Annotated in this window: 27 protein-coding genes; 14 read left to right on the top strand and 13 right to left on the bottom strand. The window is 70.0% G+C overall.

Annotated features, from left to right (window positions below):
• Nucleotides 1–14 precede the first annotated feature (14 nt).
• From P2424_RS24295 to P2424_RS24280, 4 genes are all read right to left on the bottom strand, one after another.
• Nucleotides 15–290: a hypothetical protein gene (locus P2424_RS24295; protein WP_276477840.1), complete on the bottom strand. Its 276-nt coding sequence runs from the start codon at nt 288–290 to the stop codon at nt 15–17.
• Nucleotides 291–294: 4 nt separating this feature from the next.
• Entirely contained in the window at nt 295–831 is a 537-nt protein-coding gene (soxR, locus tag P2424_RS24290) for a redox-sensitive transcriptional activator SoxR (protein WP_276477839.1), read from the bottom strand.
• A gap of 32 nt (nt 832–863) precedes the next feature.
• Nucleotides 864–1,631, bottom strand: a complete 768-nt coding sequence (locus P2424_RS24285) for a TetR/AcrR family transcriptional regulator (protein ID WP_276477838.1) — start codon at nt 1,629–1,631, stop codon at nt 864–866.
• A 117-nt stretch (nt 1,632–1,748) separates the two neighbouring features.
• A complete protein-coding gene (locus P2424_RS24280; RefSeq protein ID WP_276477837.1) occupies nt 1,749–2,696 on the bottom strand; it encodes a diiron oxygenase in 948 nt (315 codons plus the stop codon).
• A 194-nt stretch (nt 2,697–2,890) separates the two neighbouring features.
• Here P2424_RS24280 and P2424_RS24275 point away from each other — a divergent pair, with 194 nt between their 5' ends.
• Together P2424_RS24275 and dnaK are read left to right on the top strand one after the other, a co-directional pair.
• Nucleotides 2,891–4,006 carry a ferritin-like domain-containing protein gene (locus P2424_RS24275; protein ID WP_276477836.1) on the top strand — a complete coding sequence of 372 codons (1,116 nt, stop codon included), beginning with the start codon at nt 2,891–2,893 and terminating at the stop codon, nt 4,004–4,006.
• A gap of 62 nt (nt 4,007–4,068) precedes the next feature.
• Nucleotides 4,069–6,030 (top strand): molecular chaperone DnaK, encoded by a 1,962-nt coding sequence (gene dnaK, locus P2424_RS24270; protein WP_276477835.1) that lies wholly within the window; start codon nt 4,069–4,071, stop codon nt 6,028–6,030.
• Nucleotides 6,031–6,164: 134 nt separating this feature from the next.
• Here dnaK and P2424_RS24265 read toward each other — a convergent pair whose 3' ends face one another.
• A complete protein-coding gene (locus P2424_RS24265; RefSeq protein WP_346660115.1) occupies nt 6,165–6,635 on the bottom strand; it encodes a MarR family winged helix-turn-helix transcriptional regulator in 471 nt (156 codons plus the stop codon).
• Nucleotides 6,636–6,721: 86 nt separating this feature from the next.
• Here P2424_RS24265 and P2424_RS24260 point away from each other — a divergent pair, with 86 nt between their 5' ends.
• Entirely contained in the window at nt 6,722–7,267 is a 546-nt protein-coding gene (locus P2424_RS24260; RefSeq protein ID WP_276477834.1) for a carboxymuconolactone decarboxylase family protein, read from the top strand.
• Nucleotides 7,268–7,343: 76 nt separating this feature from the next.
• Here P2424_RS24260 and P2424_RS24255 read toward each other — a convergent pair whose 3' ends face one another.
• Nucleotides 7,344–7,838, bottom strand: a complete 495-nt coding sequence (locus tag P2424_RS24255; RefSeq protein WP_276477833.1) for a DUF5949 family protein — start codon at nt 7,836–7,838, stop codon at nt 7,344–7,346.
• A 251-nt stretch (nt 7,839–8,089) separates the two neighbouring features.
• Between P2424_RS24255 and P2424_RS24250 the strand changes: the two genes are divergently transcribed.
• The gene (locus P2424_RS24250) at nt 8,090–8,575 is read left to right on the top strand and encodes a hypothetical protein (RefSeq protein WP_276477832.1); all 486 of its coding nucleotides are present in this window, start codon (nt 8,090–8,092) and stop codon (nt 8,573–8,575) included.
• Between the two features lie 140 nt (nt 8,576–8,715).
• Here P2424_RS24250 and P2424_RS24245 read toward each other — a convergent pair whose 3' ends face one another.
• The 5 genes from P2424_RS24245 to P2424_RS24225 all read right to left on the bottom strand — a co-directional run bounded on the left by P2424_RS24245 (nt 8,716) and on the right by P2424_RS24225 (nt 11,619).
• Complete coding sequence (locus tag P2424_RS24245; protein WP_276479108.1) at nt 8,716–9,123, bottom strand: rodlin; 408 nt, start codon at nt 9,121–9,123, stop codon at nt 8,716–8,718.
• Nucleotides 9,124–9,273: 150 nt separating this feature from the next.
• Complete coding sequence (locus P2424_RS24240; RefSeq protein ID WP_276477831.1) at nt 9,274–9,552, bottom strand: hypothetical protein; 279 nt, start codon at nt 9,550–9,552, stop codon at nt 9,274–9,276.
• 215 nt (nt 9,553–9,767) lie between these two features.
• Complete coding sequence (locus P2424_RS24235) at nt 9,768–10,358, bottom strand: chaplin (RefSeq protein ID WP_276477830.1); 591 nt, start codon at nt 10,356–10,358, stop codon at nt 9,768–9,770.
• A gap of 162 nt (nt 10,359–10,520) precedes the next feature.
• The gene (locus P2424_RS24230; protein WP_019354583.1) at nt 10,521–10,757 is read right to left on the bottom strand and encodes a chaplin; all 237 of its coding nucleotides are present in this window, start codon (nt 10,755–10,757) and stop codon (nt 10,521–10,523) included.
• A gap of 460 nt (nt 10,758–11,217) precedes the next feature.
• On the bottom strand, nt 11,218–11,619 hold the full coding sequence (locus tag P2424_RS24225; RefSeq protein WP_019354584.1) for a rodlin: 402 nt from the start codon (nt 11,617–11,619) through the stop codon (nt 11,218–11,220).
• Nucleotides 11,620–11,986: 367 nt separating this feature from the next.
• Here P2424_RS24225 and P2424_RS24220 point away from each other — a divergent pair, with 367 nt between their 5' ends.
• The 3 genes from P2424_RS24220 (at nt 11,987) to P2424_RS24210 (ending at nt 15,036) form a co-directional block, all read left to right on the top strand.
• Complete coding sequence (locus tag P2424_RS24220; protein WP_276477829.1) at nt 11,987–12,226, top strand: chaplin; 240 nt, start codon at nt 11,987–11,989, stop codon at nt 12,224–12,226.
• Between the two features lie 369 nt (nt 12,227–12,595).
• Entirely contained in the window at nt 12,596–13,531 is a 936-nt protein-coding gene (locus P2424_RS24215) for a universal stress protein (RefSeq protein WP_276477828.1), read from the top strand.
• A 410-nt stretch (nt 13,532–13,941) separates the two neighbouring features.
• Nucleotides 13,942–15,036 carry a hypothetical protein gene (locus tag P2424_RS24210; protein WP_276477827.1) on the top strand — a complete coding sequence of 365 codons (1,095 nt, stop codon included), beginning with the start codon at nt 13,942–13,944 and terminating at the stop codon, nt 15,034–15,036.
• A 215-nt stretch (nt 15,037–15,251) separates the two neighbouring features.
• On the opposite strand, the gene P2424_RS24205 is transcribed toward P2424_RS24210, so the two are convergent.
• Nucleotides 15,252–16,352 carry a branched-chain amino acid aminotransferase gene (locus P2424_RS24205; protein ID WP_276477826.1) on the bottom strand — a complete coding sequence of 367 codons (1,101 nt, stop codon included), beginning with the start codon at nt 16,350–16,352 and terminating at the stop codon, nt 15,252–15,254.
• A gap of 435 nt (nt 16,353–16,787) precedes the next feature.
• Here P2424_RS24205 and P2424_RS24200 point away from each other — a divergent pair, with 435 nt between their 5' ends.
• The 3 genes from P2424_RS24200 to P2424_RS24190 all read left to right on the top strand — a co-directional run bounded on the left by P2424_RS24200 (nt 16,788) and on the right by P2424_RS24190 (nt 20,518).
• Entirely contained in the window at nt 16,788–17,195 is a 408-nt protein-coding gene (locus P2424_RS24200) for a YciI family protein (protein WP_276477825.1), read from the top strand.
• 8 nt (nt 17,196–17,203) lie between these two features.
• The gene (locus tag P2424_RS24195) at nt 17,204–18,376 is read left to right on the top strand and encodes a DUF6596 domain-containing protein (RefSeq protein ID WP_276477823.1); all 1,173 of its coding nucleotides are present in this window, start codon (nt 17,204–17,206) and stop codon (nt 18,374–18,376) included.
• A 1,242-nt stretch (nt 18,377–19,618) separates the two neighbouring features.
• Nucleotides 19,619–20,518 (top strand): aminoglycoside phosphotransferase family protein, encoded by a 900-nt coding sequence (locus tag P2424_RS24190; protein WP_276477822.1) that lies wholly within the window; start codon nt 19,619–19,621, stop codon nt 20,516–20,518.
• On the opposite strand, the gene P2424_RS24185 is transcribed toward P2424_RS24190, so the two are convergent.
• A complete protein-coding gene (locus P2424_RS24185) occupies nt 20,519–21,775 on the bottom strand; it encodes a hypothetical protein (RefSeq protein ID WP_276477821.1) in 1,257 nt (418 codons plus the stop codon).
• Nucleotides 21,776–22,172: 397 nt separating this feature from the next.
• Between P2424_RS24185 and P2424_RS24180 the strand changes: the two genes are divergently transcribed.
• The 4 genes from P2424_RS24180 to P2424_RS24165 all read left to right on the top strand — a co-directional run bounded on the left by P2424_RS24180 (nt 22,173) and on the right by P2424_RS24165 (nt 24,639).
• A complete protein-coding gene (locus P2424_RS24180; protein ID WP_229377217.1) occupies nt 22,173–22,712 on the top strand; it encodes a bifunctional DNA primase/polymerase in 540 nt (179 codons plus the stop codon).
• Nucleotides 22,702–23,004: a hypothetical protein gene (locus tag P2424_RS24175; RefSeq protein WP_276477820.1), complete on the top strand. Its 303-nt coding sequence runs from the start codon at nt 22,702–22,704 to the stop codon at nt 23,002–23,004. The genes P2424_RS24180 and P2424_RS24175 overlap by 11 nt, the downstream gene beginning before the upstream one ends.
• A 23-nt stretch (nt 23,005–23,027) precedes the next feature.
• Entirely contained in the window at nt 23,028–23,351 is a 324-nt protein-coding gene (locus tag P2424_RS24170) for a hypothetical protein (RefSeq protein WP_276477819.1), read from the top strand.
• Nucleotides 23,352–23,868: 517 nt separating this feature from the next.
• A complete protein-coding gene (locus P2424_RS24165) occupies nt 23,869–24,639 on the top strand; it encodes an IS5/IS1182 family transposase (protein WP_069990551.1) in 771 nt (256 codons plus the stop codon).
• Nucleotides 24,640–24,713: the final 74 nt, after the last annotated feature.

Here is a 24,713-nt window from a genome sequence, read left to right as displayed (position 1 = left end):
CGCATCGACCGGTTTCAGCGTTCGCGCCGCCTGCGCCACGGCAACCGCTGCAGAGGACCTCTCGCCGGTCGCCCTTCGGGTTCGTAGACGTACGCCCAGCCCCGTGGCAGCCCCAGCTTGTTCAGCGCGGCAGGCTCCAGCCGGTAGACATGGACGACCGTCGGGCCGCCCTCCGGATCGGGTACCGGTACTTCGTAGCTGCGCGGCGGTCTGCCGGTCGGACCCAGCGGCACCGACAGCGTCCGCCCGTCGAGCGGCCCGCCGCGAAAAGCGGTCTCCTCACTGCGCACCGCCTCAGTTCCCTTCGGCCGCACGACCGGGGACTGCACCGCCGCGGCAGCCGGACGCGTCACCGTGCGCGGGCTCGGGGCCGCACGGCTGGCTGAGTCGGCGGGCGCCGGGGCCCTGCTCGCCGAGCCTGTCCTGCGGGTTGGCCAGCGCACACGAGGTCAGCGACAGGCAGCCGCAGCCGATGCAGTCGGTGAGGTGGTCGCGGAGCTGCTCCATGAGGGCGATCCGCTGGTTGAGGTCCTCCCGCCAGCACTCCGAGACGACGGCCCAGTCCTCGCGCGTCGGCGTCCGGCCCTCCGGCAGCAGGGCCAGCGCCCCGCGGATGGCGGAGAGGGGGATGCCGAGGCGCTGCGAGGCCCTGATGAAGGCGACGCGGCGCAGGGTGTCGCGGCTGTAGCGCCGCTGGTTGCCGGAGGTGCGACGGCTGTGGATGAGCCCTTCGCGCTCGTAGAAGCGCAGCGTCGAGGCGGCGACGCCCGCGCGTTCCGCCAGTTCTCCGACGGTGGCTTCCGGGGCCTTCCATGAGAGCTGAGTCGGCATGACCGCAGCCTAGCTCAGACTTCAAGCCATCTTTAAGTCTCAGGCGGTCCCGCAAAGCCGGGGAGCAGATGCCCGGACTCCGCGACCACCGGCAGTACTCTGCCGACCAGATCGGCGACGGCGCCGTCGGGCTCCTCCAAGGCCAGAGCCCGACGGGTCGCGGCCGCAGTCCGGGCGTCTCCGGCCGCCGTGGCGGTGAGGACCGCGACGAAGTGGTCCACCAGCCAGTCGCGCAGCTCCGGCAGCGGCGGCTGCTTGCCCTCGTCGAGCCAGATCAACGAGGCCGCCTCCACCGCCGAGATCCAGGTGCGCACCGCCATCCGCAGCCGCGGCGATCCGCGGCCCCCACCGTCCCCGTCCGCCGCCAGATGAGCGAGGATCTGGTCGGCCGCGTCCCTGCGGACCTCGTCGACCATGGCGTCCGTCCGGGAGGTCTCCACCACGCTGCCTCCTTGCAGCAGCGCCATGAACCCCGCGTCATGCTGGTCGACGAAGCCCAGGTATCGGTCGAGGGCCCGGGACAGACGAGTGGTCAGCGGCCCGGACGGCGGCTCGGCGAAACACTGTTCGAGCTGGTCGGCGGCGCTGCGCAGGGCCGCTTCGTAGAGCTGCTGCTTGCCTCCGGGGAAGTACCGGTAGACAAGGGGCCGCGACACCCCGGCAGAGGCTGCGACATCGTCCAGTGACACGTCCTCGGGGGGTCGGTGTGCGAACAGGCCCAGCGCGTGTCCGAGCAGTTGGCTGCGCCGCTCCTGCACACTCAGCCTGCGATACGCCGGGGCGGTGCCGCTACTGCTCATGCAGGCAGCGTAACCGCCCGACGGCCACCGGTGTCCTCCGCGTGCGCCGGAGTTCCTCACCGGGGCTTCACGCGGCCCTCACCGGTGGCCGTCACCGACGTCGCCCGCCCGGGGCGCTCACTTGGCCAGCAGTCCCGAGCTGACCCACAGCTTCCTGCCCACGCCGCGCAGCACGCCGATCTCGTCCAGGAAGTCGGTCAGCCGCCTGGCGCCGTTCTGCATGACCTCGCGGCGGTGGCCGCTGGCCTTCACCTGGGCGACGGCCTCCCTCCTGTCCAGGCCGACGTTCTCGTAGACCTGCGGGTTGACGAAGGAGATGGAGAAGACCCGGGCGGCCTCGCCGGAGCTGACCCGCGTCAGTTCCGCCTCCCAGCGGGGGCAGCTGACCATCTGCCGGCGCAGTTCCTCGCGCGCGTAGCGCACGTGCCGGGCCTCCTCGATGACGTGGATCCGGGTCACGCCGCGAATCAACGGCTGGATGCGCTCGTCCGGGAAGGTCAGCCGCTGCATCCAGTCCAGGATCTCCTCGCCCAGCAGCGTCGCGGTGAACGAGCCGGGTGTGGTGGAGATCGTCTTGAGCAGCCGGGCCATGTTGTGATGCAGCCTGGAGACGGGGTACGCGGGTGCACCACCCCGCTTGATCATGCGTGCGAACATCATCGAGTGCCGGCATTCGTCCGCGATCTCGGTCAGCGCGTAGCGGACGTGATTGCTGGTCAGCGGCTTGTCGTAGATGTGCCGCACCAGTAGCTGCATCAGGATGACCTCGAACCAGATGCCCAGCGACGCGAGTGACGCCGCCTCGTGCCGGGCCAGGTCCATCCGCTGCTCTTCGGACATCCTTCGCCACAGCGGGGTGTCGTAGAGCGACACCAACTCCGGTGGCCAGAACCACTTGCCGTCCTCGAAGGGGGCATCCCAGTCCAGTTCGGTGTCCGGGTCGAAGGAGTGCTTCCGGGAGGACTCCAGGAGGCGCTCGGCGACCTGTTCGCGGTCCTTGAGCAGGCCGAGGGCGTCCTTGAGCACCTCGTGTTCCTTCTCTGCGGTGTCAGGCGCTGTGGTCATGCTGGGGCACCTCTTCGTCGGGCGGCGCCGGTGGTCCATGCGCGTTACCGGCGGTCACATCTACTGTCCTCCCTTATGAGACTGCGCGTCAGCAAGGACGTCAATCCCTTGCGCGCAACTTGTTGACCGGGCAGTAACCCGCGTGTGAGCCTGCCAACTATCCACCCGCACCGGGCAGTCCGTGACTGAAGGAGATGTCCGTGTCCACACACGATCTCTATGTGCACGCAACCGACGCCCCTCTCTGGCAGGTCCCCGCCTCCGGCAACGCCCGCTTCTCCTGGGAGTACGACGACGGTCGCGACCGCCTGCTCGCGCTGTACCAGAAGGGCAAGGACAAGCAGTGGGACGGGCAGCGCCGCATCGACTGGGACCTGGAGGTCGACCCCTACGACCCGCTGGGCACACCTGATGAGGCCATGACGCTGCACGGTACGGCCTACTGGGACAAGATGAACGAGGCCGAGCGCGGCGAGCTGCGGCGGCACTACGCCTCCTGGCAGTTCAGCCAGTTCCTGCACGGCGAGCAGGGCGCCATGGTGTGCGCCGCGCGGATCGTGGAGTCGGTGCCCGACATGGACGCGAAGTTCTACTCCGCCACGCAGACGATGGACGAGGCCCGGCACGCGGAGATCTACGGCCGCTTTCTCCACGAGAAGGTCGGCATGCTCTACCCGATCAACGACAACCTCCAGTCGCTCCTGGGCGACACCCTCCGCGACTCCCGCTGGGACATGCCCTACCTGGGCATGCAGGTGCTGATCGAGGGACTGGCCCTGGCCGCCTTCGGCATGATCCGGGACACCACCGACAAACCGCTGCCCAAACAGATCCTCGCCTACGTCATGCAGGACGAGGCCCGCCATGTCGCCTTCGGACGGATGGCGCTGCGCGACTACTACAAGCAGCTTTCCGACGCGGAACTGCGGGAGCGCGAGGAGTTCGTCATCGAGGGCTGCTACCTGATGCGTGACCGGCTCAAGGGCGTCGAGGTGCTGGAGAACTTCGGTATCCCGCGCGCGGAGGCGGAGACCTTCAGCGAGCAGTCGGAGTATCTGCAGCTCTTCCGCAAGCTGCTCTTCAGCCGCATCGTGCCCTGTGTGCGCGACATCGGCCTGTGGGGCGAACGCCTGCAGCGCGCCTACGTCGACATGGGCGTCTTCGAGATGGGTGACCAGAACCTCGACCTGCTGATGGCCCAGGACGAGGAGATCGCCGAGAAGCTGGACGCCGAGCGCTTCGCCGCCGAGGAAGCCGAACGGACGGCTGAGGTGGCCGAAGCCATCGAGGAAGGCAAGACTCAGGTGTAGCCCACCCGGCACTCCACGGCTCGCGGAGGCCGGCGCTCCTGAGGCTCCAGAGGAGGACGGCCATGGCACGCGCTGTCGGAATCGACCTCGGCACCACGAACTCGGTGGTCAGCGTCCTGGAGGGCGGTGAACCCGTGGTCGTCGCCAATGCCGAGGGCGCCAGGACGACGCCGTCCGTGGTCGCGTTCGGCAAGGGCGGCGACGTGCTCGTCGGCGAGGTGGCCAAGCGGCAGGCGGTCACCAACGTCGACCGCACGGTGCGCTCCGTGAAGCGCCATATGGGGGAGGCCGCCTGGCGCTTCCCGGAGTCCGGGAGCATCGACGGGACGTCGTTCACGGCTCAGGAGATCTCCGCCCGGGTGCTGCAGAAGCTCAAGCGGGACGCGGAGAGCTACCTCGGCCAGGACGTCGCCGACGCCGTCATCACCGTCCCCGCGTATTTCAACGACGCGCAGCGGCAGGCCACCAAGGAGGCCGGCGAGATCGCCGGACTGGAGGTGCTGCGCATCGTCAACGAGCCGACCGCCGCAGCCCTCGCCTACGGTCTCGACAGGGAGGAGGAGCAGACGGTCCTCGTCTTCGACCTGGGCGGCGGGACGTTCGACGTGTCGCTGCTGGAGATCGGCGAGGGGGTCCTGGAGGTCAAGGCCACCGCGGGGGACACGCTCCTGGGCGGTGACGACTGGGACCAGCGTGTGGTCGACCACCTGGTCGAACGCTTCAGGAACGCGCACGGCGTCGACCTGTCCCAGGACAGGATGGCGGTGCAGCGCCTCCGTGAGGCCGCGGAGCGGGCGAAGATCGAGCTTTCCTCGGCCACCGAGACCACGATCAGCCTGCCCTACATCACCGCGACCTCCGAGGGGCCGCTGCACCTGGAGGAGCAGTTGACGCGGACCCGCTTCCAGCAGTTGACAGAGGACCTGCTGGAGCGCTGCAGGGCCCCCTTCCACCAGGCGGTGGACGACGCCGGAGTGGAGCTGTCCGACATCCACCACGTGATCCTGGTCGGCGGCTCCACCCGGATGCCCGCGGTGACGGACCTGGTCAAGAACCTCACGGGCCGGGATCCGCACAAGGGCGTGAACCCGGACGAGGTGGTGGCCATCGGCGCCGGGCTCCAGGCCGGTGTGCTCAAGGGCGAGGTCAAGGACGTCCTGCTGCTGGACGTCACCCCGCTGTCCCTCGGTATCGAGACCAAGGGCGGCATCATGACCAAGCTGATCGAGCGCAACACCACCATCCCGACCAAGCGCTCGGAGACCTTCACCACCGCGGAGGACAACCAGTCGTCGGTGCAGATCCAGGTCTTCCAGGGCGAGCGGGAGATCGCCGCCTACAACAAGAAGCTGGGAGTGTTCGAGCTGACCGGCCTGCCCCCGGCGCCGCGCAACGTCCCGCAGATCGAGGTCACCTTCGACATCGACGCCAACGGGATCATGCACGTCTCCGCCAGGGACACCGGCACCGGCAAGGAACAGAAGATGCAGGTCACCGGCGGGTCTGCACTGCCACGTGACGACATCGAGCGGATGGTGCACGAGGCGGAGCAGTACGCCGAGGAGGACGCGCGGCGCCGCGAGGCCGCCGAGACGCGCAACCAGGCCGAGCAACTCGTACATCAGACCGAACGGCTGCTCGCCGACACCGGTCCGGGCACCGTGCCGGGCGAGACCCGCTCCGAGGCGGAGGCGGCCCTCGCCGACCTCCGGGCGAGGCTGGCCGAGACGCCCGAGGATCCGGCCCGCGCCACCGAGCGCACCGCGACGCTGCGCGAGGCCGTCGACCGTACCGCTGCCGCGGCGCAGCAGATCGGCACGGCGATGTACGCGCAGGCGCGGGAGAGCGGGGCGACCGGTGGCGCGGAGGGGCAGCAGACGGCCGGTGAGGGGTCATCTCAGGGAGGCACGCCTGGGGACGAGGACGTGGTGGACGCGGAGATCGTCGACGACGAGGAGTCCGGCGGCTCCGCCGGGCCGGGGAGCGGCGGGGGTGGGGCCCGGGGCGGCCCCGGTGGAGCCTGACGGGCTCTTCCGGCCGGAGCTGCTTGCCACCGGGCGCCGGCCGGAAGAGCTGGAGTGCTGACCGTGCCTCGCCGCGAGGACGCGGAGGGGTACAGCTTCCGCCGGGAGGGGCGGGCGGGGGCCGGATCGGCTGGTCAGTCCCCGAACCATCCTGCCGCGTCCAGACCGAACGCGGCGGGCCCCACCACTGCCTCGAGCGCGTCCTCCAGTTCCGTCAGGCGCTCCTGCCCCAGCCGGTCCGCCCACTGCCCGCGCAGTTCCTCGAAGACCGCGCCGGAGAGCACCAGCGCGTCCTGGCCGCGCGGCGTGAGCCGTACCAGCTTGCGCCGTGCGTCCGCGGGGTCGGAGACCCGTTCCGCGTAGCCCAGCACCGCCAGCCGGTCCACCGTCTTGCCCGCTGCCTGCTTGGAGACGCCGAGCCGTCGCCCCAGTTCGCTCGCCGTCACCCCGTCCCGCCCCACGGCCTGCATCGCGAAGCCGTGCACGGGGCGCAGTTCGGGGTGTCCGTGGTCGGCCAGCTCGGCGTGCAACTGGTCGATCAGCGACCGGAAGCCGGCGAACAGCAGCAGCGGCAGCTCGAAGCCCCACCGTTCCCGGTCAGCCATGACGGGCCCCGCACTCGACAGATTCGACAACCTGGTTTACCTTTTTTTCGACAACCACGTTGACCATTCTAGGAGAGGGGCCCGCCGTGCCCGAAGCGACCTTCCCGGATCTCACCCCGCAGTCGGCGCCGAACGGTTCACGCCGCATCATGGAATCCACCCGGCAGCGCCTCGGATTCCTGCCCGCTGCGGTGGCGCGCCTCGCCGCCTCGCCGCACACCCTTGAGGCGTTCATGCGGATCAGTGCCGCCTTCGAAGCCACCAGCCTGGACCCGCAGGCGCGCGAGACCGTCGTCTTCACCGTCGCTACCCGCAATAGGTGCCACGTCTGCGTCGCCATGCACACCCGCAAGCTGCGCGCCCTGCAGGCGGACGAGGCGTTGATCGCTGCCTTGCGCGAAGCCCGTCCGCTCCCCGACGAACGCCTCGAGGCCGTGCGGGTGTTCACCCTGCGGGTGCTGGACCGGGCGGGGGATGTCGGAGAGGAGGCGCTGAAGACCTTCGCCGCACACGGCTACACGCCGGAGCAGGCGCTGGAGGTCGTCCTGGGGATCGGCGCGTACACCCTCTCCACCCTGGCCAACAGGCTCACAGGTGCCCCTGTCGACCCCGAGCTGGAGGCGTGCGCCTGACTGGTGCTCCGCCGTCCGCCGGCCGTTCGTCCCTCGCTCGCCGCCCGGTCACGCGAGCGCGACCGGGCGGCGGGGTTCAGCCCGCCAACCCCCGCACGGGCAGCATGCAGTGGGCGGCGGTGGACATCATCTCCTCGCTGACGAACTCCCGCAGGGCCTGCTCGCCGATCTCGACACCCGGGCGTGCTTGTGGCCAGGGAGTGCTCGCGAGCATGAAGTAGACGAGTCCACGCTCCTGTGCCGCTGTGAGCCACTGGGGCGGTGCCACGTATTGCGCCGTCAGCTTCGGCATCCGCAGTACGGCCTGCCCGCCCTCGACGAGCAGGGTCACCGGGAAGTTCCGGTTCTCGGCGGCGTTCACCACCTCACCCACCGGCAGTCCGACCTCCTGGGCGAGCTGCCGCATCGCACGGGAAACCGCCTGCGGGCCGTCCGTGCCGTCGCCGAGCGAGTAGGCGAGCAGGAAGGCCATGTCCCGTCCGTCCTCGTACTCGCCCGCCCAGCCGATCACGGTCAGGGTGCCGAACTGCTGCTGCTGGATGCCGCCCGGGGCGGCATGGGGGGAGGTCATGGACCGGCACCCTAGCGGCGACGGGGGAGCCGGACGGAACCCGAATCACCCGCAATGACCACCCTCCGGTCCGTGAGTACGCCGCCGGGGGCAGGGTCGCTCGCCTGTGCGTCATCGGCGCGCTGACGCCGGTACCCCGGCCGTGGCTCCGCCGGAGTGGAGCCCTGCGGAAACGGTCGACTACTGTGTGGAGCCGCACGGTGACACTTTGTGGTCCCGTTTTCCGTACGACTCGTACTCGGTGGTGACACATGCTGAACTCCCGACCTGCCCGTCACAGGGCCCCCTCACAGCGCGTCCTGTTGCGGGCCGGACTTCTCGCGACGGTCCTCGGAGCCGCCGCGCTCGGTTCCGGCGGCCAGGCGGCGATGGCGGCGGAACACGGCGGCACGGCCGAGAAGAGCGGTGTGGCCGAGGACCTCGACGCGGCGGGCAGGGGCGGCGCCGTGGCGGCCCGATCCGCTGCCGAGGGTCTCGCGGCGCCGGCCAGGGAAACGGTGCGCGGCACCGGAATCGCCCTCGCCAGGACCCTGGAGACGGTCACCGGCCTCCAACTCGACCCGCTGGCCAACACGGGTACGGACCCCCTGGACAATGCCGTGGGCACCCAGGTCGCCGACTTCCGCGCGGTGAGCACCGCCGCGCTGACCGGCCCGCTCGCCCGCGGTGCCTCCCTGGGTGAACTCCCGCTCGTCGGTCCGGTCGCCAACGGCGTGATCGACGCGCTGCCGCGCTGAGCGGGGCGCCGCAAATGCCGCGCAGCGGCGGCCCCAGATGAAGAAGCCACCGGCTGGATGCCGGTGGCTTCTTCATGTACGGAACTTCTCCGTGCGGATCCGTCGGACGCGGACCGCGGTCGGGCCGGTGGCCCGGTGGGTCAGCGGTTGCCTTCGCCGTTCCCGGACAGGACCGGGATGTCGTCCAGGATGTGCGACAGCGAGTCGTCGCCCTTGGCCTGGGTCGAGTTGTCCGAGCACTGCTGGTTCTGCGGGTTGTGCAGGACGTTGATGTCCTGGACGGCCACGTTGATCAGGCCCACCAGCGAACCGACGTTGACCTTCGCCGGCAGGCCGACGCAGAGCTTGTTCAGGGTGCCCTGGACGGCCTGGAACTGCGGGCTGCCGTTGCCGTAGGTGGCGGCGTTGCCGAAGCTCTGGTCGGCGCCGTTCCCGTTCACCGAGGTGGTGCCGGTGTCGTTGCCGACGGCCAGCGCCTGCGGGGCGGCCAGCGCGGAGACGCCGACGAGCGAAACGGCCACCGTAGCGGTGGACAGAGCCTTCTTCATCATGGGTATTACCGTTCCTCTTCGAAGAGTGCGGAAGTCTGGGACGTCGGGTTCAACTGTCTTCCGCTTCATGAGTTGTTCTTTTTCACCTGAATGGTGAATCCCCGGAATCCCTCGTGACGAGGAAATCCGTTCGCCAGGCGGTACCGGTCACCCGAGTAGCGGTAGACCGCCGAGCAGGTTCTGGTCGCTGGTCAGCTCCCCGTTCTTCGTCGTCTCCTCGACGGTATTCACGAGGGCATCCACCTGCGGACCTTTGACGCCGATCGGGGGATAGGTGAGAAGCTCACCGCTCGCGAGTGCCTTGTCGAGAGCGCCGTTGAGGCTGAAATTCGGGCCCACCGGGGGCGCGTCGGCGGAAGCGGGCGTCGCGGCGCCCAGCGCCAGCACCGAACCCACGACGGCGGTGGCGGTCTTGGTGTACTTCATGGGGTGTTTCTTCTCCCGGTAGGTTTTCGGCTTTCCGGCGGAGCTCCGGGAACGGGGCCGCCGGGGAGAAACCCTGTGTCTGCGAGCGGCGCGCACCGACCCGCGTAAAGCCGCAGACAGAATCGCGGAACAGCCCCGAGGACTGTTCCGCGATTCCTTCGCGTCGCCTTCGCCCCGCAGTTGCCGAGGTGCGAACGCGTGCGGACACGGTCCGCTCAGGCGCGGCGGCTTGTCGAGCGGCGGTAGAGCACCGTGCCGCCCAGCAGCGCGGCGGCACCGAGGGCCCCGACGGTCCAGGCGCTCTCCGAGCCGGTCTCCGCCAGCGCCTGGGGCGCCTCGTCGCTCTGCGGCGTCACCGGGGTCTCGACGGCGGCTTCCTGGACGGGGGCCTCGGGCATCTCCGGCTGCTCGGGAGCACGCTCCTCGACGGGCTCCTCGGCCGGCTTCTCCTCGGGCTCCGCGGGCTTGTCCGGGGTGCGTCCCTCGGGGCGCTCCGGCGGTTCCTCCTCGGTCTGCCGCGGAGGCTCGGCCCGCGGCGGGTGATGCGGGGTCACCGTCTCGTGGTGTCCGTTGGCGCAGCTGTTGCCGAACGCGGGGTTCAGTACACCGATGACATCCACGGTGTTGCCGCAGACGCTGGCCGGTACGTGCACCGGGGCCTGCACCGCATTCCCGGACAGCACCCCGGGGGAGTCGGCGGCGCCACCGCCGGCTCCCGCGTCGGCCTGTGCGTACCCGGCGGCTCCGGCGAGTACCCCCGTCGTCGCGGCAGCGGTCAGGAGGCTCTTGCTCAAGACCTTTCGCATGGTCTCTTCCTGCTCTCATTCTGGTGCGGAAGGCGCGGACGGTGCGGAAGGCCCGCAGTCTCCGTCCGCGTCTCAGGAGACCGGACGGCTCCGGCGCGCGGGCTCACGCCCCACGCACCGGAGCCGGTCCGAACTGGTTCCCGCTCACGAGGGCGGGGAGTGTCAGTCGGCGACGCAGGTGTTGCCGAACGCCGGGTTGAGCAGCCCGATGACGTCGATGGTGTTGCCACAGACCTGGACCGGAACGTGGACCGGAACCTGGATGACGTTGCCCGAGATGACGCCGGGCGAGTTCGCGGCCCCACCCTGGGCGCCGGAGTCGGCGAGGGCCGGAGCGGCGGCGGTGCCAAGGGCCATCAGCGTGCCGGCGGCGACGGTCGCGACCTTCGTGTACTTCACGTGGGAGTCCTTTCTCAAGCGGGTTTCGTTGGACCACGGATTTCGTATGTCCACGAGTGCTGGCTCATCGCCCGCAACTCCGCTGCTGCCATTCGTAACGATGCCGCGTTCCGTACGACACGAGTTATGCAGAATTCCGCCCCTTATCCCCCGGACGGTCTAATTGTGCGACCGGCCTGGGCGCATGTGTTTCCGACGCCACCCGCTGCCGTGAGCGCCGATTCCGGTCACAGACCGGGCTGTTGATCCCCGGATCCTGTCTCCGGAGGGCACGCCTCCCGGTCGCCGCCCCGCAGTGCGCGTCTCCGTGCCGCCGGGGGAGGTCGGTGCTTTCGGCCCGCTCAGGGATTCGCATGCTCGAGGAAAGGCTGAAAAGGGCCTGGTAACAGCGCAAAGCCCGGGGCGCACTGCGCCCCGGGCCTGTTGCCCGCGTTCCGCTCCGGTCGCGGTCGGAACCGCCTCAGCGGTTGCCGGCACCGTTTCCGGAGAGGAGGGGGATGTCGTTCAGGACGTGCGAGAGCGGCTCGTCACCCTTGGCCTGGGTGGAGTTCTCGACGCACTGCTGGTTCTGCGGGTTCGACAGGACGTTGAGGTCCTGGACGGCGACGTTCACCAGGCCCACGAGGGAGCCGACGTTGCCCTTCAGCGGCAGGCCGATGCAGGGCTTGTTCAGCGAGCCCTGGATGAGGGCGAACTGGGGGCTCCAGTTCCCGTAGGTGGCCGAGTTGCCGTACATCTGGGACGCGCCGTTGCCGTTCACGGTCGTGGTGCCGTGGTCGTTGCCGACGGCCATGGCCTGCGGGGCGGCGACACCGACGACGGCGGTGGCAGCGGCGGCCGTGGCCAACGCGTTCTTGATCATTGATAGTCCAATCCTGATGTGGAGCTCAGACGCGGAGCGCACTGGACAACTCGGCCGCTCGGGGTTGGTTGCGCAGGTTCACCCGGACGACGACTCTCTGACCTGCGCAGATCCGATACTCGTTTCATCGGCCCGGACTGTTCGCCTGGCCTGTCCGCCCGATCTGTTCGACCGGCCGTTCGCCTGCTGTGCCCGCTCGGCTCGCAGCTACAGCCCGCTCGCCCGGCACGGCACGGGGGGCGACTCGGCCACGTCGTCGGCCGATCGGTGGACGGGGGCCTCCCGCCCGTGCCCCCGCCGGTACCGCCGCGTTCACCAGTCCGCGGCGCCAAGTCGGGGCCGTGAACAACCCTGTGGAGGAACGCACATGAAGACCCCGAAGAAGGCCGCCCTGGTTCTCACCTGCGCCGGAATGGCAGTGGGTGCCGCCTCCGGCTCCGCCTTCGCGGACGCGGGTGCCACCGGCGCCGCGACCGGTTCGCCCGGTGTGGTCTCGGGCAACGTCATTCAGGTGCCCGTATCCGTCCCGGTGCAGGTCGTGGGCAACACCATCGACGTCGTCGGCGTGCTGAACCCCGCTTTCGGAAACCGCGGCGTCAGCCGCTGACCCTCGACGGCGCCTCCCCACCGCCGGCTGCCGCCGATTCGCGGCCTGCCGTACCGCGATGGGGACCGCCGGCCGCTTCCCGGCCCGGAAGGGGCCACTGACCCCGGCCGGGGACCTCGCCGGGAACCGATCGTTCCGGCCTCCCGTCCGCCCTTCGGGCCGGCTCTGATCCGACCTCTTCCGGCTCCTGGTTCGTGGCCCCGGCCCTGTGCGGGGCCGCGCATGCTCTCCCCGGACCGGTCCGCCCCATTCGGGCCCTCTGGCGCTGCTGCCCAGGGCTGCGAGCGGTATGTCTGGAGTGACGCAGGAGGGACGCACCCGACCATGGCTGCGCAGCGCGGCGGGTGAGCCCCGGAAGGGAGCGCCGCCGTGAGCGGGACCGTTGTGGTCGGTGTCGACGGTTCTCCGTCGAGCCTGGAAGCCGTCGACGTCGCCGCCCGCGAGGCGAAGCTCCGCGGCGGCTCGCTGCACGTGGTGCACGCGTTCGTCTGGCCGACGATGAAGGTCCCGCTCGGCCCGTCCGCCATGGGTCCGCCCGAGGGCGGGCTGCGCAACCTCGCCCACCGCACCGCGGAGGAGGCCGCCGCGCGCGCGACGAGTTCCCAGCCGACCGTCGAGGTCAGCCACGCGGTCATCGCGGGGGAGCCGCTCTCCGTGCTCGCCACCGAGTCGCGCGACGCCGACCTCGTCGTCGTCGGAGACCGCGGCCTCGGCGGCTTCACCGGACTGCTGGTGGGCTCCGTCGCCGTCTACCTCACCGCGCACGCCGAGTGCCCTGTGCTGGTCACCCGCGGCAGGAAGCACCCCGCCGGGCCAATAGTGCTCGGAGTGGACGGCTCCGAGGTGGGCGACGCGGCCGTCGGCTGGGCCTTCGAAGAGGCCTCGCTGCGCGGTGCCGAACTCGTCGCACTGCACAACTGGAACGCCTGGACCGGACCCGTCGCGGCGGGACCGAGCATCCAGGTGCCCACCTACTACGACGTGGACCTCTACCGCGCCGAGGAGGAGCGCGTGCTGACGACCGCCATCAGCGCCCGGCGCGAGCAGCACCCAGATGTCCGGGTGACACCGCGGCTCGTCCAGGAGTACACCCGGCAGGCGCTGATCGCAGCCAGCGAGGAGGCGCAACTGCTGGTCGTGGGAGCCCGCGGCCGGGGCGGCTTCACGGGGCTGCTGCTCGGGTCGGTCAGCCAGGCGGTGCTCCACCACGCGTACTGTCCGGTGGCTGTCGTCAGAGCGGATCGCGAGCACCGGCACGGGCCGGGCCACCGTCACCACAGGGGTGCGGGGCAGACCGGGCACTGAAAGGTCCGGAGCCGAGCAGCGGACTGCCGCGGGCTTCGTGGCGCCGGAGGCGGCGCCCGACACACCGAGGTCGACATGCCTGCCTCGGGAGCAGCGTGCTCACTCCGTAGCCGCATGCACACCGTGGTCGCAGAAATCGCGCGGGCGCCTGTCATGTCCCCGCAAGGGCAGTAGAGCACTGGAGTGCGGAGTCCGCCGAACGATACCGGCCACGAGGGCCGTGCCAGGTCGGCCGTCATGGTCGAATTCGCCCGATCCGCTGAGCCGACGTGGCCGTTGAGGCATCCTGCCGGAACGTGGACCGGAAGGTCCGGGGCCTCGGCACCCGTCTCCTCCCGGCCCCCCGGACCGTGACCGCCCCTCGGAACCGCACCGGGAGTTCCGCCATGTGTGCCTGCTGCCGTCCGCCCATGCGGCGGCTGTCCCAACGCCTCCGGACCACCGCCGCCACTGTCCTGGCCGTGGTCCTCCTCGCCGCACCCACCGCGGGCTGCACCGGAGGGCACCTCACCGGAGATGACGGTTCCGGGCCCGGCGATCGCGACGTACGCGGCGGTGACACCCGAACCGGCGCACCATCGAATCCGCGCGCCCCCGTGACCGCCGTACAGGCTCGCCGGATCCTCGACCACTACGAGCGCGTCGCGACCCGCGCCGACCGGAAGCGGGACGCCGCCCTGCTGGCCCACGTCGCAGCCGGAAACGTGCTGGAACGTGCGACGGCCGGATACGAGCAGTACGACGCACTGCCGCGCACCGAACGCGCCGCGTTCGCCCGCCCGACCAGCTTCCGCAAGCCCGAGTTCCACATCCCCGCGGGAGGCCGCTGGTTCATGGTGACAGCCACCCGCACCTCCCCCGAACCGCAGAACACCGTGCTGGTCTTCGCCAGGAACGGGACGGACGAGCGCCCGGAAGCCACCGCAGGAGAGGCGGGCGACAGCTCCGGCAGCGCTGTGGCCGCCTGGCGGCTGCACGCCGCGCTGCCTCTCCAGGACGGGCCCCTGCCCCGGATCGCCAGGGCCCGCTCCGGCCTCGCGGCGGAGGCCGGGATCCTCACCAGAAGCGGCCCCCTGCGCCCGCACGATGTCCCCGAGACGTACGAGGACCTGTGGCGCACCGGCGGTACCGGCGAGGCGGCGGCACTCGCGTCCAACGCCGTGACCGAGGAAGCACGCCGCACCTACCGCCACCGCGACGACGAACTGGGCCCGGAGCGTGCCCGAAGACGCTTCCTGCCGTCGCGGCCCAGCCACAGCGAGAGCTATGCACTGCGTACCGCCGGAGGGGGAGTGCTCGCGGTCGTGCCCCTGGCACACGAACAGCGGCTGCGTGTCACCGAACCCGGCTACCAGATCACCCCCTCCGACGAGGAAGCCGTCTACGACGCGACACCGCGCGACTGTGTGGTCAGCACCTTCCACGGCCAGGCGCTCGCCCACCTGCCGCAGCACGGGCGTGCGACGGTGCTCTCGGCGAAGTACGCGCTGGTGGACTCACGGTGAAGCCTCGGCCGTCGCAGTGCGTCGTGGACCTGGACGCGCGCGTCGAAGTGGTCGGACGCCTCCCCGCGAACCACCGTTCCGATCACGACCGGGCCTCTCGAGCCGCAGGGACGTCGCCGGACTCAGCCGCTCCCCGCAAGCGCCCCGGTGCCCCCGGCCCAGGACGCGAGACCGCCCCCGCATCCGCCGGGGCAAGCCGGATCAGGTGACGCCGCTCAGCACACGCGGTGCAACCAACCGTGTGCGTCACCTGCGCGGCCGTACTGGATGTCCAGCACATGCTCCCGCAACTGGAGCGTCTTCCTGCCCGGTGTCCCCTCGCCCACGGTGAGCGCGTAGCCGCCGCCCCCCGAGTCCTCGCCCTTGAACCCGGTGATCGGAGTCACCACGGCGGCCGTGCCCGCCGCGAACGCCTCGACGAACGTGCCGTCGGAGATCCCTGCGCGCAGTTCGCCGACCCCGACGGAACGCTCCTCCACAGTCAGCCCGTGCCGGTCCGCCAGCACCATCAGACTGTCGCGGGTGACGCCTTCCAGGATGGTGCCCAGCTCCGGGGTGACAAGTCGGCCGTCCGAGGTGACCAGGAAGAGGTTCATCGTGCCCGACTCCTCCAGGTTCCCCTTCCCGGCACTGTCCAGGTACAGCACCTGGTCGCAGTCGTGCTCCGCGGCCTCCCGCTGCGCCACCAGGCTCCCGGCGTAGTTCCCGCCGCACTTGGCGGCACCCGTACCGCCCTCCGCCGCCCGGCTGTACGTGGTGCTCACCCGCAGGGTGACCCCGGTGACCCCCGACGCGAAGTACGGCCCCGCGGGCGACGCGATCACCGCGTACTCGACCCGGGCCGCGGGCCGCACTCCCAAGAACGCCTCCGAGGCGAACATGAACGGCCGCAGATACAGGCTCTCCTCGCCCGCGGGCGCCGGCACCCACGGCTCGTCCGCGCGCACCAGCGCGGTGACACCGGAGACGAAGTCCTCCTCGGGCAGCACCGGCAGCGCCAGCCGTCGCGCGGACCGTGCGAACCGCCGCGCGTTCGCGTCCGGCCGGAACAGCCACACGCTGCCGTCGCCGTGCCGGTAGGCCTTCAGCCCCTCGAAGATCTCCTGCGCGTAGTGCAGCACGGCCGCACTCGGATGCAGCCGGAACGGCTCCAGCGGCCCCACCCGGTGCCCCGTCCAGCCGGCGTCCGCGGTCCAGGTCGCCGAGGCCATGTGATCGGTGAAGTACCGCCCGAACCCCGGCGCCGCCAGGATCGCGGCGCGCGCGTCCTCACCCACGGGCTGCTCACTGCGCACCACTGCGAACTCCGCACTCACCCTCGGCTCCTCCCGCCTCCCGCCACGACCGGCACCGCGCATCGTAAGTCGCCCGCCCTGTCACGGGCGCGGCTCGCCCACGGCACGGCGCGGCGCCCCCGTACGTGTGCGGCGCCCCTCGTACGTGTTCGGGCGGCGGCCATGGACACCACCGGTCGCGGCCACCCGGCCGGCCCCTCGGGCCTGGACCGGGACCGGCCCGCCCCGGCTCCTCCGGAAAGAGCCGAAAAAATCTCGGCGAGGGATGTCGAGAACCCGGGACCGGGTCCGTCCCCGGGATGAACACGGAAACAACCAGGAACGAGCTGCACACGCGGAACAGGCTGTGAACACCGGACAGACTGTGAATGCGGAACAAGCTGTGAACACTCAGCAGAAGCCCGACAGACTGTGAACGCGGCGACAAAGACCGCGCCCGCATCGAGGAGGACCACGATGGCCAAGTACCTGCTGCTCAAGCACTACCGCGGCGCCCCGGCCGCAGTGAACGACGTGTGCATGGACCAGTGGACGCCGGAGGAGATCTCGGCGCACATGAAGTACATGCAGGACTTCGCGGCGCGGTTGCAGGAGACCGGCGAGTTCGTCGACGGCCAGGCACTCGCTCCCGAGGGAACATTCGTCCGCTACGACGGCGAGGGCCGCCCGCCGGTCACCGACGGCCCGTTCGCCGAGACCAAGGACCTCATCGCCGGATGGATGGCGATCGACGTCGACAGCTACGAGCGTGCCGTCGAACTGGCCGGGGAACTGTCGGCCGCCCCGGGCGCGGGCGGGAAGCCGATCCACGAATGGCTCGAGCTGCGCCCCTTCCTGACCGAGCCGCCCACCGTCACGGAGTGACCTGACAGATGGACGAACTCCTGCTCCGGCGCCTCACGCCGAGCGTGCTCAGCATCCTCGTCCGCCGCGGAGCCGACTTCGCGGCGGCCGAGGATGCCGTGCAGGAAGCGCTCATCGAGGCCCTCCGCGTCTGGGCCGCCACCTCTTCGCAGGGCTCGCCCGGCGGCGGACCCCCCGTGCGGGACCCGAAGGGCTGGCTGGTCACCGTGGCCTGGCGCAAGTTCCTCGACGCCACCCGGGCGGACACAGCGCGCCGCAGACGCGAGGACCTCGTCGAGGAGCAACCGGCCCCCGGACCCGCCGGCTCCGTGGACGATACGCTCCAGCTCTACTTCCTGTGCGCGCACCCGTCGCTGACACCGTCGTCCGCGGTCGCGCTCACACTGCGCGCCGTCGGCGGGCTGACCACCCGCCAGATCGCCCAGGCGTATCTGGTGCCCGAAGCGACCATGGCGCAACGCATCAGCCGGGCCAAGCGCACCGTCTCCGGAGTACGGTTCGACCAGCCCGGGGACCTCGCCACCGTGCTGCGCGTCCTGTATCTGGTCTTCAACGAGGGCTACAGCGGTGACATCGACCTCGTCGCCGAGTCCATCCGGCTCACCCGGCAGCTCGCGGCCGCCGTCGACCACCCTGAGGTGGCGGGGCTGCTCGCTCTCATGTTGCTCCACCACGCCCGGCGCCCCGCCAGGACCGCGCCCGACGGCAGCCTGGTGCCACTCGCCGAGCAGGATCGCGGACGGTGGGACACCGGAGCGATCGCCGAGGGCATCGCGATCCTCCAGGCCGCCCTCGCCCGCGACCGACTCGGCGAGTACCAGGCCCAAGCCGCCATCGCGGCGCTCCACGCCGACGCACCCACCGCCGAGGAGACCGACTGGATGCAGATCCTCGAGTGGTACGACGAACTCACACGCCTCACCGACAGCCCGATCGTCCGGCTCAACCGCGCCGTCGCCGTAGGCGAGGCCGACGGCCCGCGCGCCGGGCTGGCCGCGCTCGCCGCCCTGGACGCCTCGCTGCCCCGCCACACCGCGGTCGCCGCCCATCTCCACGAGCGCGCCGGCGACCGGAGGACAGCTGCCCGGCTGTACGCCGAAGCAGCCCGCAAGGCACCCAACCTCGCCGAACGTGCCCACCTGACCCGCCAGGCCGCCCGCCTCAACGCCTCGCCTTCGTGACGGCTTCCGCGCCGGCTGCTGCCGACAGTCCGGTCCGGCAGTGCCGCCGTGACCCCCCGGCCCGGACGCCGGACCACCTACGTCTGTGCTGGGCTGTCGGTTCGGTGAGAGCTCCGCCTCCGGCGTGGAGTCGCACGGTGAAGTGGCGACGTGAGTCACCGTGGAGCCGCAGGTGACCGGCCCGGACGGACTGCCGCCACAGATCTGGGATCCGACCTTCAAACAACCTGTCGCTGATACGCGCAGTGAGGTATTTTTCACCTTCTGTGTGGCGCAGTAGCGCTCAAAGGCTGCGGGCCGGTGGGGAGTTGGCAGATGGGCACATGCAAGAAGTGTGGCGCGACCGGTCTCGACTACGGCATGACCTTGTGCGACCCATGCTTGCGGGAGATCGGTTCCGCCATGCAGGAGCTGGAGCGCCAGGGCGTCGATCTTCACGACCCCGACGACCCCGCGAATCCGTTCGCGCCTCCGCCGTCATGACCGCCTCTTCCCGGATGTCCCGTCTCCAGGTGGCCTGGCGATGCCGCCGGGCCCCATCGTTGTCGGGTCCCCTCGTCGCCGGGGAACGCCTCCCCCTCGGGCCGTAGCCCCGCGCGGCCTGCCGACGGTTGCAGAGGGGGCCTGACCAGGCTCAACGCCTCTCATTGCGGTGGTCGCTTGACACGGGTCAGGTGACGTGGAAACTGGGTAATAGACCAGAAAACCGGAGAATCCCACCGCCGATAGAGACGTCTATCGGCAGGAGATCCCCGCAGGCTCTGGCGAGGCCCCCGAAGCCCCTCGTTACCGGAGCCTCGGCGACGACCGAGGTTGATGGCAACGATGAGGACTCCGGGGACTGTTCTGTGTCCCGAGAGGACCCGGATTGGACCTGGTCTACCCACCACTGGCCCGTCCCTGACGCCCCGGCCCGCCCCTGACGCCGCTGCGGCGTGACCACCTCACCGGACTCCTACCGGCTCGGGCCGTCACGAACCGCGTATACGACAAACGCCCCGCAACCAGCGTCCAACCTGGTCACAGGGCGTTTCGGCACTTCGTTCAAAGTACCCCCGGCAGGATTCGAACCTGCGCACACGGCTCCGGAGGCCGACGTGCTTCTCCGCGTCTGCGCAGGTCGGCGTGCTGATCGGCTTGGATTGGGGGTGCGTCACGCCGCGCATACGCCGTGGGCGCTCTGTAAGCGGCGACTGCGAAGCGATACCGTCGACATGATCTATGCGGCGGGGAGGCGCGAGCATGACGGCGGAGTTCACTGCTGAGTCGGCGGGCGCGGTGCTGGGGGAGGCGTGCCGCTCAGCGGGGCTCGACCCTACGGGCGCGGAACTGCTGCGCCTGGGCTCCAACGCGGTGTACCGGCTGTCGACCGCGCCTGTGGTCGTCCGGATCGCGCGGGACACCGATGCCCTGGACGAGATGCAGCGGGCTGTAGGGGTCGCACGCTGGCTGGAGACGGAGGACTTCCCCGCTACGCGCGTGCTGGGCGACGTGGAACAGCCGGCCGTCATCGGTGGCCGCGTCGTCACGTACTGGGTGAACCTTCAGGACGAAGTCGAGTACGCCCGCCTGGACGAGCTGGCCGACCTCCTGAAGCGGCTGCACTGGCTGGAAGAGCCGAAGTCGCTCGGGCTGCCGCACTACGACCCGTTCGGCAAGGTGTGGGACTCGCTGCGTGGTCTCGGTGACGGCGTCTCGGACGCGGATCGCTCGTTTCTGGAGGAGCGGACCGGAGAGCTGAACAAGGCGTATGACCGCTTGGACTTCGTTCTCCCCTTCGGGATGATCCACGGAGACGCCAACGTCGGGAACTGCCTCCGCGACCGGACCGGCCGCGCTGTCCTCATCGACCTCGACGGCTTCGCGCTGGCTCCTCGTGAGTGGGACCTGGTCCTCACCTCCCTCTACTACGAGCGCTTCGGCTGGCACACGCGGACCGAGTACGAGTCCTTCGTGCATCACTACGGATTCGACCTCATGAACTGGCCGGGCTACCCGGTGCTGGCTGACGTGCGCGAGCTGATGATGACGCTGTGGCTCGGGCACCAGGTGACGACGAACAGTAGGGCGGCGGAAGAGTTCCCCCGGCGGGTCGACAGCATCCGGACCGGAGGCAGCCGGAAGGATTGGCAGCCTTACTGATCAGCGGCTTCCGTTGCGCTGCCCCTCCGTAGCGGCCCACAGCCGGTGCCCATTCGCCTGCTCGCGGAAGGAACGGACAGCGGCTGTCTCTCCCACTGCCGACAGGCCGTCCCGGAACTCCTTGAGGTAGCTGACACAGCGCGCTGACTTGAGCTGTTCGCCGAGATCAAGAGCATCAAGGGCTACGCGGCATGCCTCCTCGGGGTCTCCGGCCCGTAGGTGGGCGTCGGCAAGGACCATGGTGGCGAAGAAGTCGCTCCGTACGTGGCTGCCGCTCATGGCGTTCTCAGCGTGGGCCACGGCCCGGCGGGCGCTGTTCACGTCGCGGAAGCAGTGGGCGGCCTCGGCTGCCAGCTCGGCCTCGTCAAAGTAGGTGATCCACTCCGGCTCGTCGCTGCTGTTGCGGCTCTCCAGCGCCTTGGTGGCCTCGCTGAGAGCTTGTTCGCACGCGCGGATGTCACCCGTACGGGCAAGGGCACGGGCCTCCATCGCGTGGAACTGCGCCATCAGGGTCGGTGTCGCCACGCCAGAGATGCCCATGCGTGCGGCGCGGGCGAGCGTCGCGGCCTCGGTGTAGTTGCCCAGGAACGTGGCCTGGTGGCTCATCGCGGACAGTATGCTCCCCGCCAGCCGGCGGTCGTCGCCGTCCTGGGCGAGACGAAGCGCCTGGAGGAAGTACCGCTGAGCAAGGCCGTGGTGACACGCGTCGTACGACATCCAACCGGCCAGCAGAGTGGACTCCGCGACCGTGGAGAACAGCGCCCGGCCGACAGCTTCCGTGTACTGGCCCCTGAGCAGGGGCGCCACATCCCGACTGAGGTACTGGACGACGGACTGTCGCGCATGCTCGCCGCCGAACCGGTCGTCCATCTCGGCGAACATGTCACTGGTCGTCTTGATCATCGCTACGTCGGCCAGTCCCACCCGTGCGCCATCCGTGCGGACGGTCGACGGGAACGACGGATCGGGCGCGACCAACCATCGCAAAGACGCTTCGCTCCACGCGTGCTGTGACGCCTCGGAGAGCAACAGCGGCTCGTAGCCGTGCAAGTCAGCGCGCCACAACTGGCTGACGGTCTGAAACGCCTCCTCCGGGGTCGGGGGATACCGCGTCTCCAGCAATCGGGAGTCCTGGCCGGCGGCGGCACTCAGCCCCAACTCGGCCGGAGCGATGTCGAGCGCCTCGCAGATGAGTGCCCCGTAGAACTCGTCGGGCGTGCTGTGCCCGTTCTCCCAGGTTGCGATGCGGCGCTTCACGCTGTCGTCGGACGGGAGCGCCTTCCCGTGGCGCTTCGCGCACCGTCGCAGCTCGCTGACGAGCCGGAGCTGGCCCCAGCCGCGGGCTTTGCGAGCCGCGCGGAGGAGTTCCCCAAAGGACCGGTTCGCTTCCGTTCTGATCGCCTCCCCGCGCTTCCGACCAGATGCGATGCCCTGCTGGCCTCTCCGAATCTACGGAATGTGATGCCGCGCTGTCTGCTCGTAATGCGGACCTCTTGCCTCCCTCGGCAGATGATCCAGGGTGACGCGGGGCTGGAGGGCACGTCATCCCCCGTCACCTCTCGTCATCTGCCCAGCTCAGGGCGGTGCGTCCGAAGGTGGTTCCAACGCGGCCAAACGGCTGGGGCTGGACCAACTGAGGTGATTCGACGTGCAGATGATGACAAGAAGGGGAGTTCAGTGGATCTCCTGCGCAGCCGATGACCCGGACGAGTGCCGGGAAGCCTGGCTGGTTGACCCTCGACGCCCCTACGCGTTCCCGGCTGGGCGCTTCTTCGACGTCGTCGTGGTCGGACAGCGGGTCGGGCTGGAGACCTTCGACCAACTCCAGCGCCACGGTATGCCGCTCGGGCCCGTGATGGCGGACCGCGCCTCCGGCCAAGTCGGCTTCTTCGTCCCCACCTGGGCGCGCGAGCCGTTCCGCCGCATGGTCCAGCAGGAGTCGACGGACGAAGCACCTGAGTACCGCTATCTGGGTGAGGGCTCGGTAGTGGTCGTCCCCGGGCCGATGCCGCTGACAGGGGATCGCTACATCTGGCTCCGGGCTCCGATGCGTCGACCGGAAGCGTCCCCCTCGCGCATTGCTGCGCTGGCCGCGATGTTCGTCGCCGCGTCGTCTGTCGTGGCTCGGGCGGACCGGTACGGCCGCGAGCAGACGGCCGCCTCCGCGGAAGGGGAAGCCACCCATGCCGGCTGACCACGAACACAGCAGCGACAGCGCGAGCTGGTCCCCACTCGACAGCGAGGAGTGGTACGCGGCGCGGGACGCGGTCGCCGGGCTCCGGGACGTACTGATCGCTGCGGGGATGGAACGCGATTTCCCGTACCTGCGTGCCGACCTGAACGCCTTCGGGCACGGGCTGATCGAACTCGGCCGCATCTCGCCGGAGACGGCCGAACGGCTGGCGGAGCTGCTGCGGCGCGCGCTGGGGAGCACGTACGACGTGCCGGGCACGGGCACGAACGGCCGTCAGCAGCGGAACGACTGAGCAGAGCGGATGAGGTGGACGACGTGACGGACCCCAAGGGCGTATGCGCTCGACCTGCGGACTGCCTCACCCCCGGTGTGGCCTACGTACGTGGCTGGGCGGAAGGCAAGCGCGCTGCGGACGGCCTCGCGGAGGTGCTGCGCGCTGTCGGCCTGGAGGTGGACCTGCCGGGGCTCAAGGCAGACGTGAACGTCTTCGGGGACGGCGTCGTTACCCTCGGCGCCGTTCGCCCGGACGCGGCGCGGCTGCTGGCCGACTTGCTGACGACTGGGCTCACGGCGGAGATAGCATGGCAGGAAGGCGGCCGGCCGGGACTCGGAGGTGCCGCTGGCAGTTCTGCGGCATAGCACTGTCCGGCGAACAAGCCTGCCGGGCAGTACAGGTGGCTCGTCGTCGGCCGGGACCGGCGCCCCAGCGCCGCAGCCCGAGCCGAACGACGAGCCACCTCCGTATCTGCTGAGCGATGAATTTGGGAAGCATTGATTTTCAAGCGTGGTTGCGGTGCTGAGCTGCGGCGAAGCAGTTTGTGAGACCTGACGGCCTGACCTGCTGCTCCCTGCCATTCCCCGTACGACCTGGCACGACCTCTTCGTCCCGACCTACGGGCCGGGTTGTTGGTGGTCGGCTGGGGCCTGGGGCGGGGCTCCTGCGGGCGCGGGCTGCCTGTGGTTGCGGGGGCTGCCGTACTCCGCTGCTGTACCGCAACGGCCCACTTGCACTGACCTCAAACGGAGAAAGCCCGCGACGACGGCGGGAACGCCGAACGATCAGGCGCGCGTATGCCCCGCGCGGCGGCCACCGGGCTCAGCTGAGCTGTCTAAGACCTGTCCCGTAACTGTTGGTCAGGGGTGAGATGATCTTGCTGTGTCTGGTGTGATCACGGCGTCGCAGCCCTCCTGGATAGCCCCGTTCAGCGGGTTGAGCCCGCGCCAGTTCGGCAAGCTGATCACCGCGCTGCGGCGCGAGGGTGCGGATCCGGTGCGCAAGGGCCGCCCGTGGAGTCTGCCGCTGGAGGACCGCGTGCTTCTGGTCGCCGCCTACTGGCGGACGAACCTGACCCTGCGCCAGCTGGCGCCGCTCTTCGGGGTGTCGAAGTCCGCGGCCGACCGCATCATCGACCACCTTGGTCCGTCGCTCGCACTCCAGCAGCGTAAGCGGTTCCGCAAGGACACCGTGCTGATCGTCGACGGCACCCTGGTCCCCACCCGCGACCACAGCGTCGCCGAGCAGTCGAAGAACTACCGGTACTCCACCAACCACCAGGTCATCATCGACGCGGACACCCGACTGGTCGTCGCGGTCGGCCGCCCTCTGCCCGGCAACCGCAACGACTGCAAGGCGTGGGAACTGTCCGGCGCGAAGGCCGCCGTCGGCCAGACCACGGTCATCGCGGACGGCGGCTACCGGGGCACCGGCCTGGTCATCCCGCACCGCCACGAACACGGCCAGAGCGAACTCGAGGCATGGAAAGAGGAACACAACACCTCACACCGCAGAGTCCGAGCCCGTGTCGAGCACGCCTTCGCCCGCATGAAGACCTGGAAGATCCTCCGCGACTGCCGCCTCAAAGGCGACGGCGTCCACCACGCCATGCTCGGCATAGCCCGCCTGCACAACCTCACCCTCGCCGGATGACGGAGAAACGGCAGACCATCCAGCACGTCAAAGATCATTTACGGGACAACGCTTAGGGGGTGCAGATGTCACAT

Origin of the sequence: Streptomyces sp. WMMB303, assembly GCF_029351045.1 — a bacterium.
In the GTDB taxonomy this organism is placed as follows: domain Bacteria; phylum Actinomycetota; class Actinomycetes; order Streptomycetales; family Streptomycetaceae; genus Streptomyces.
This window is presented reverse-complemented; position numbering and strand designations above follow the sequence as displayed.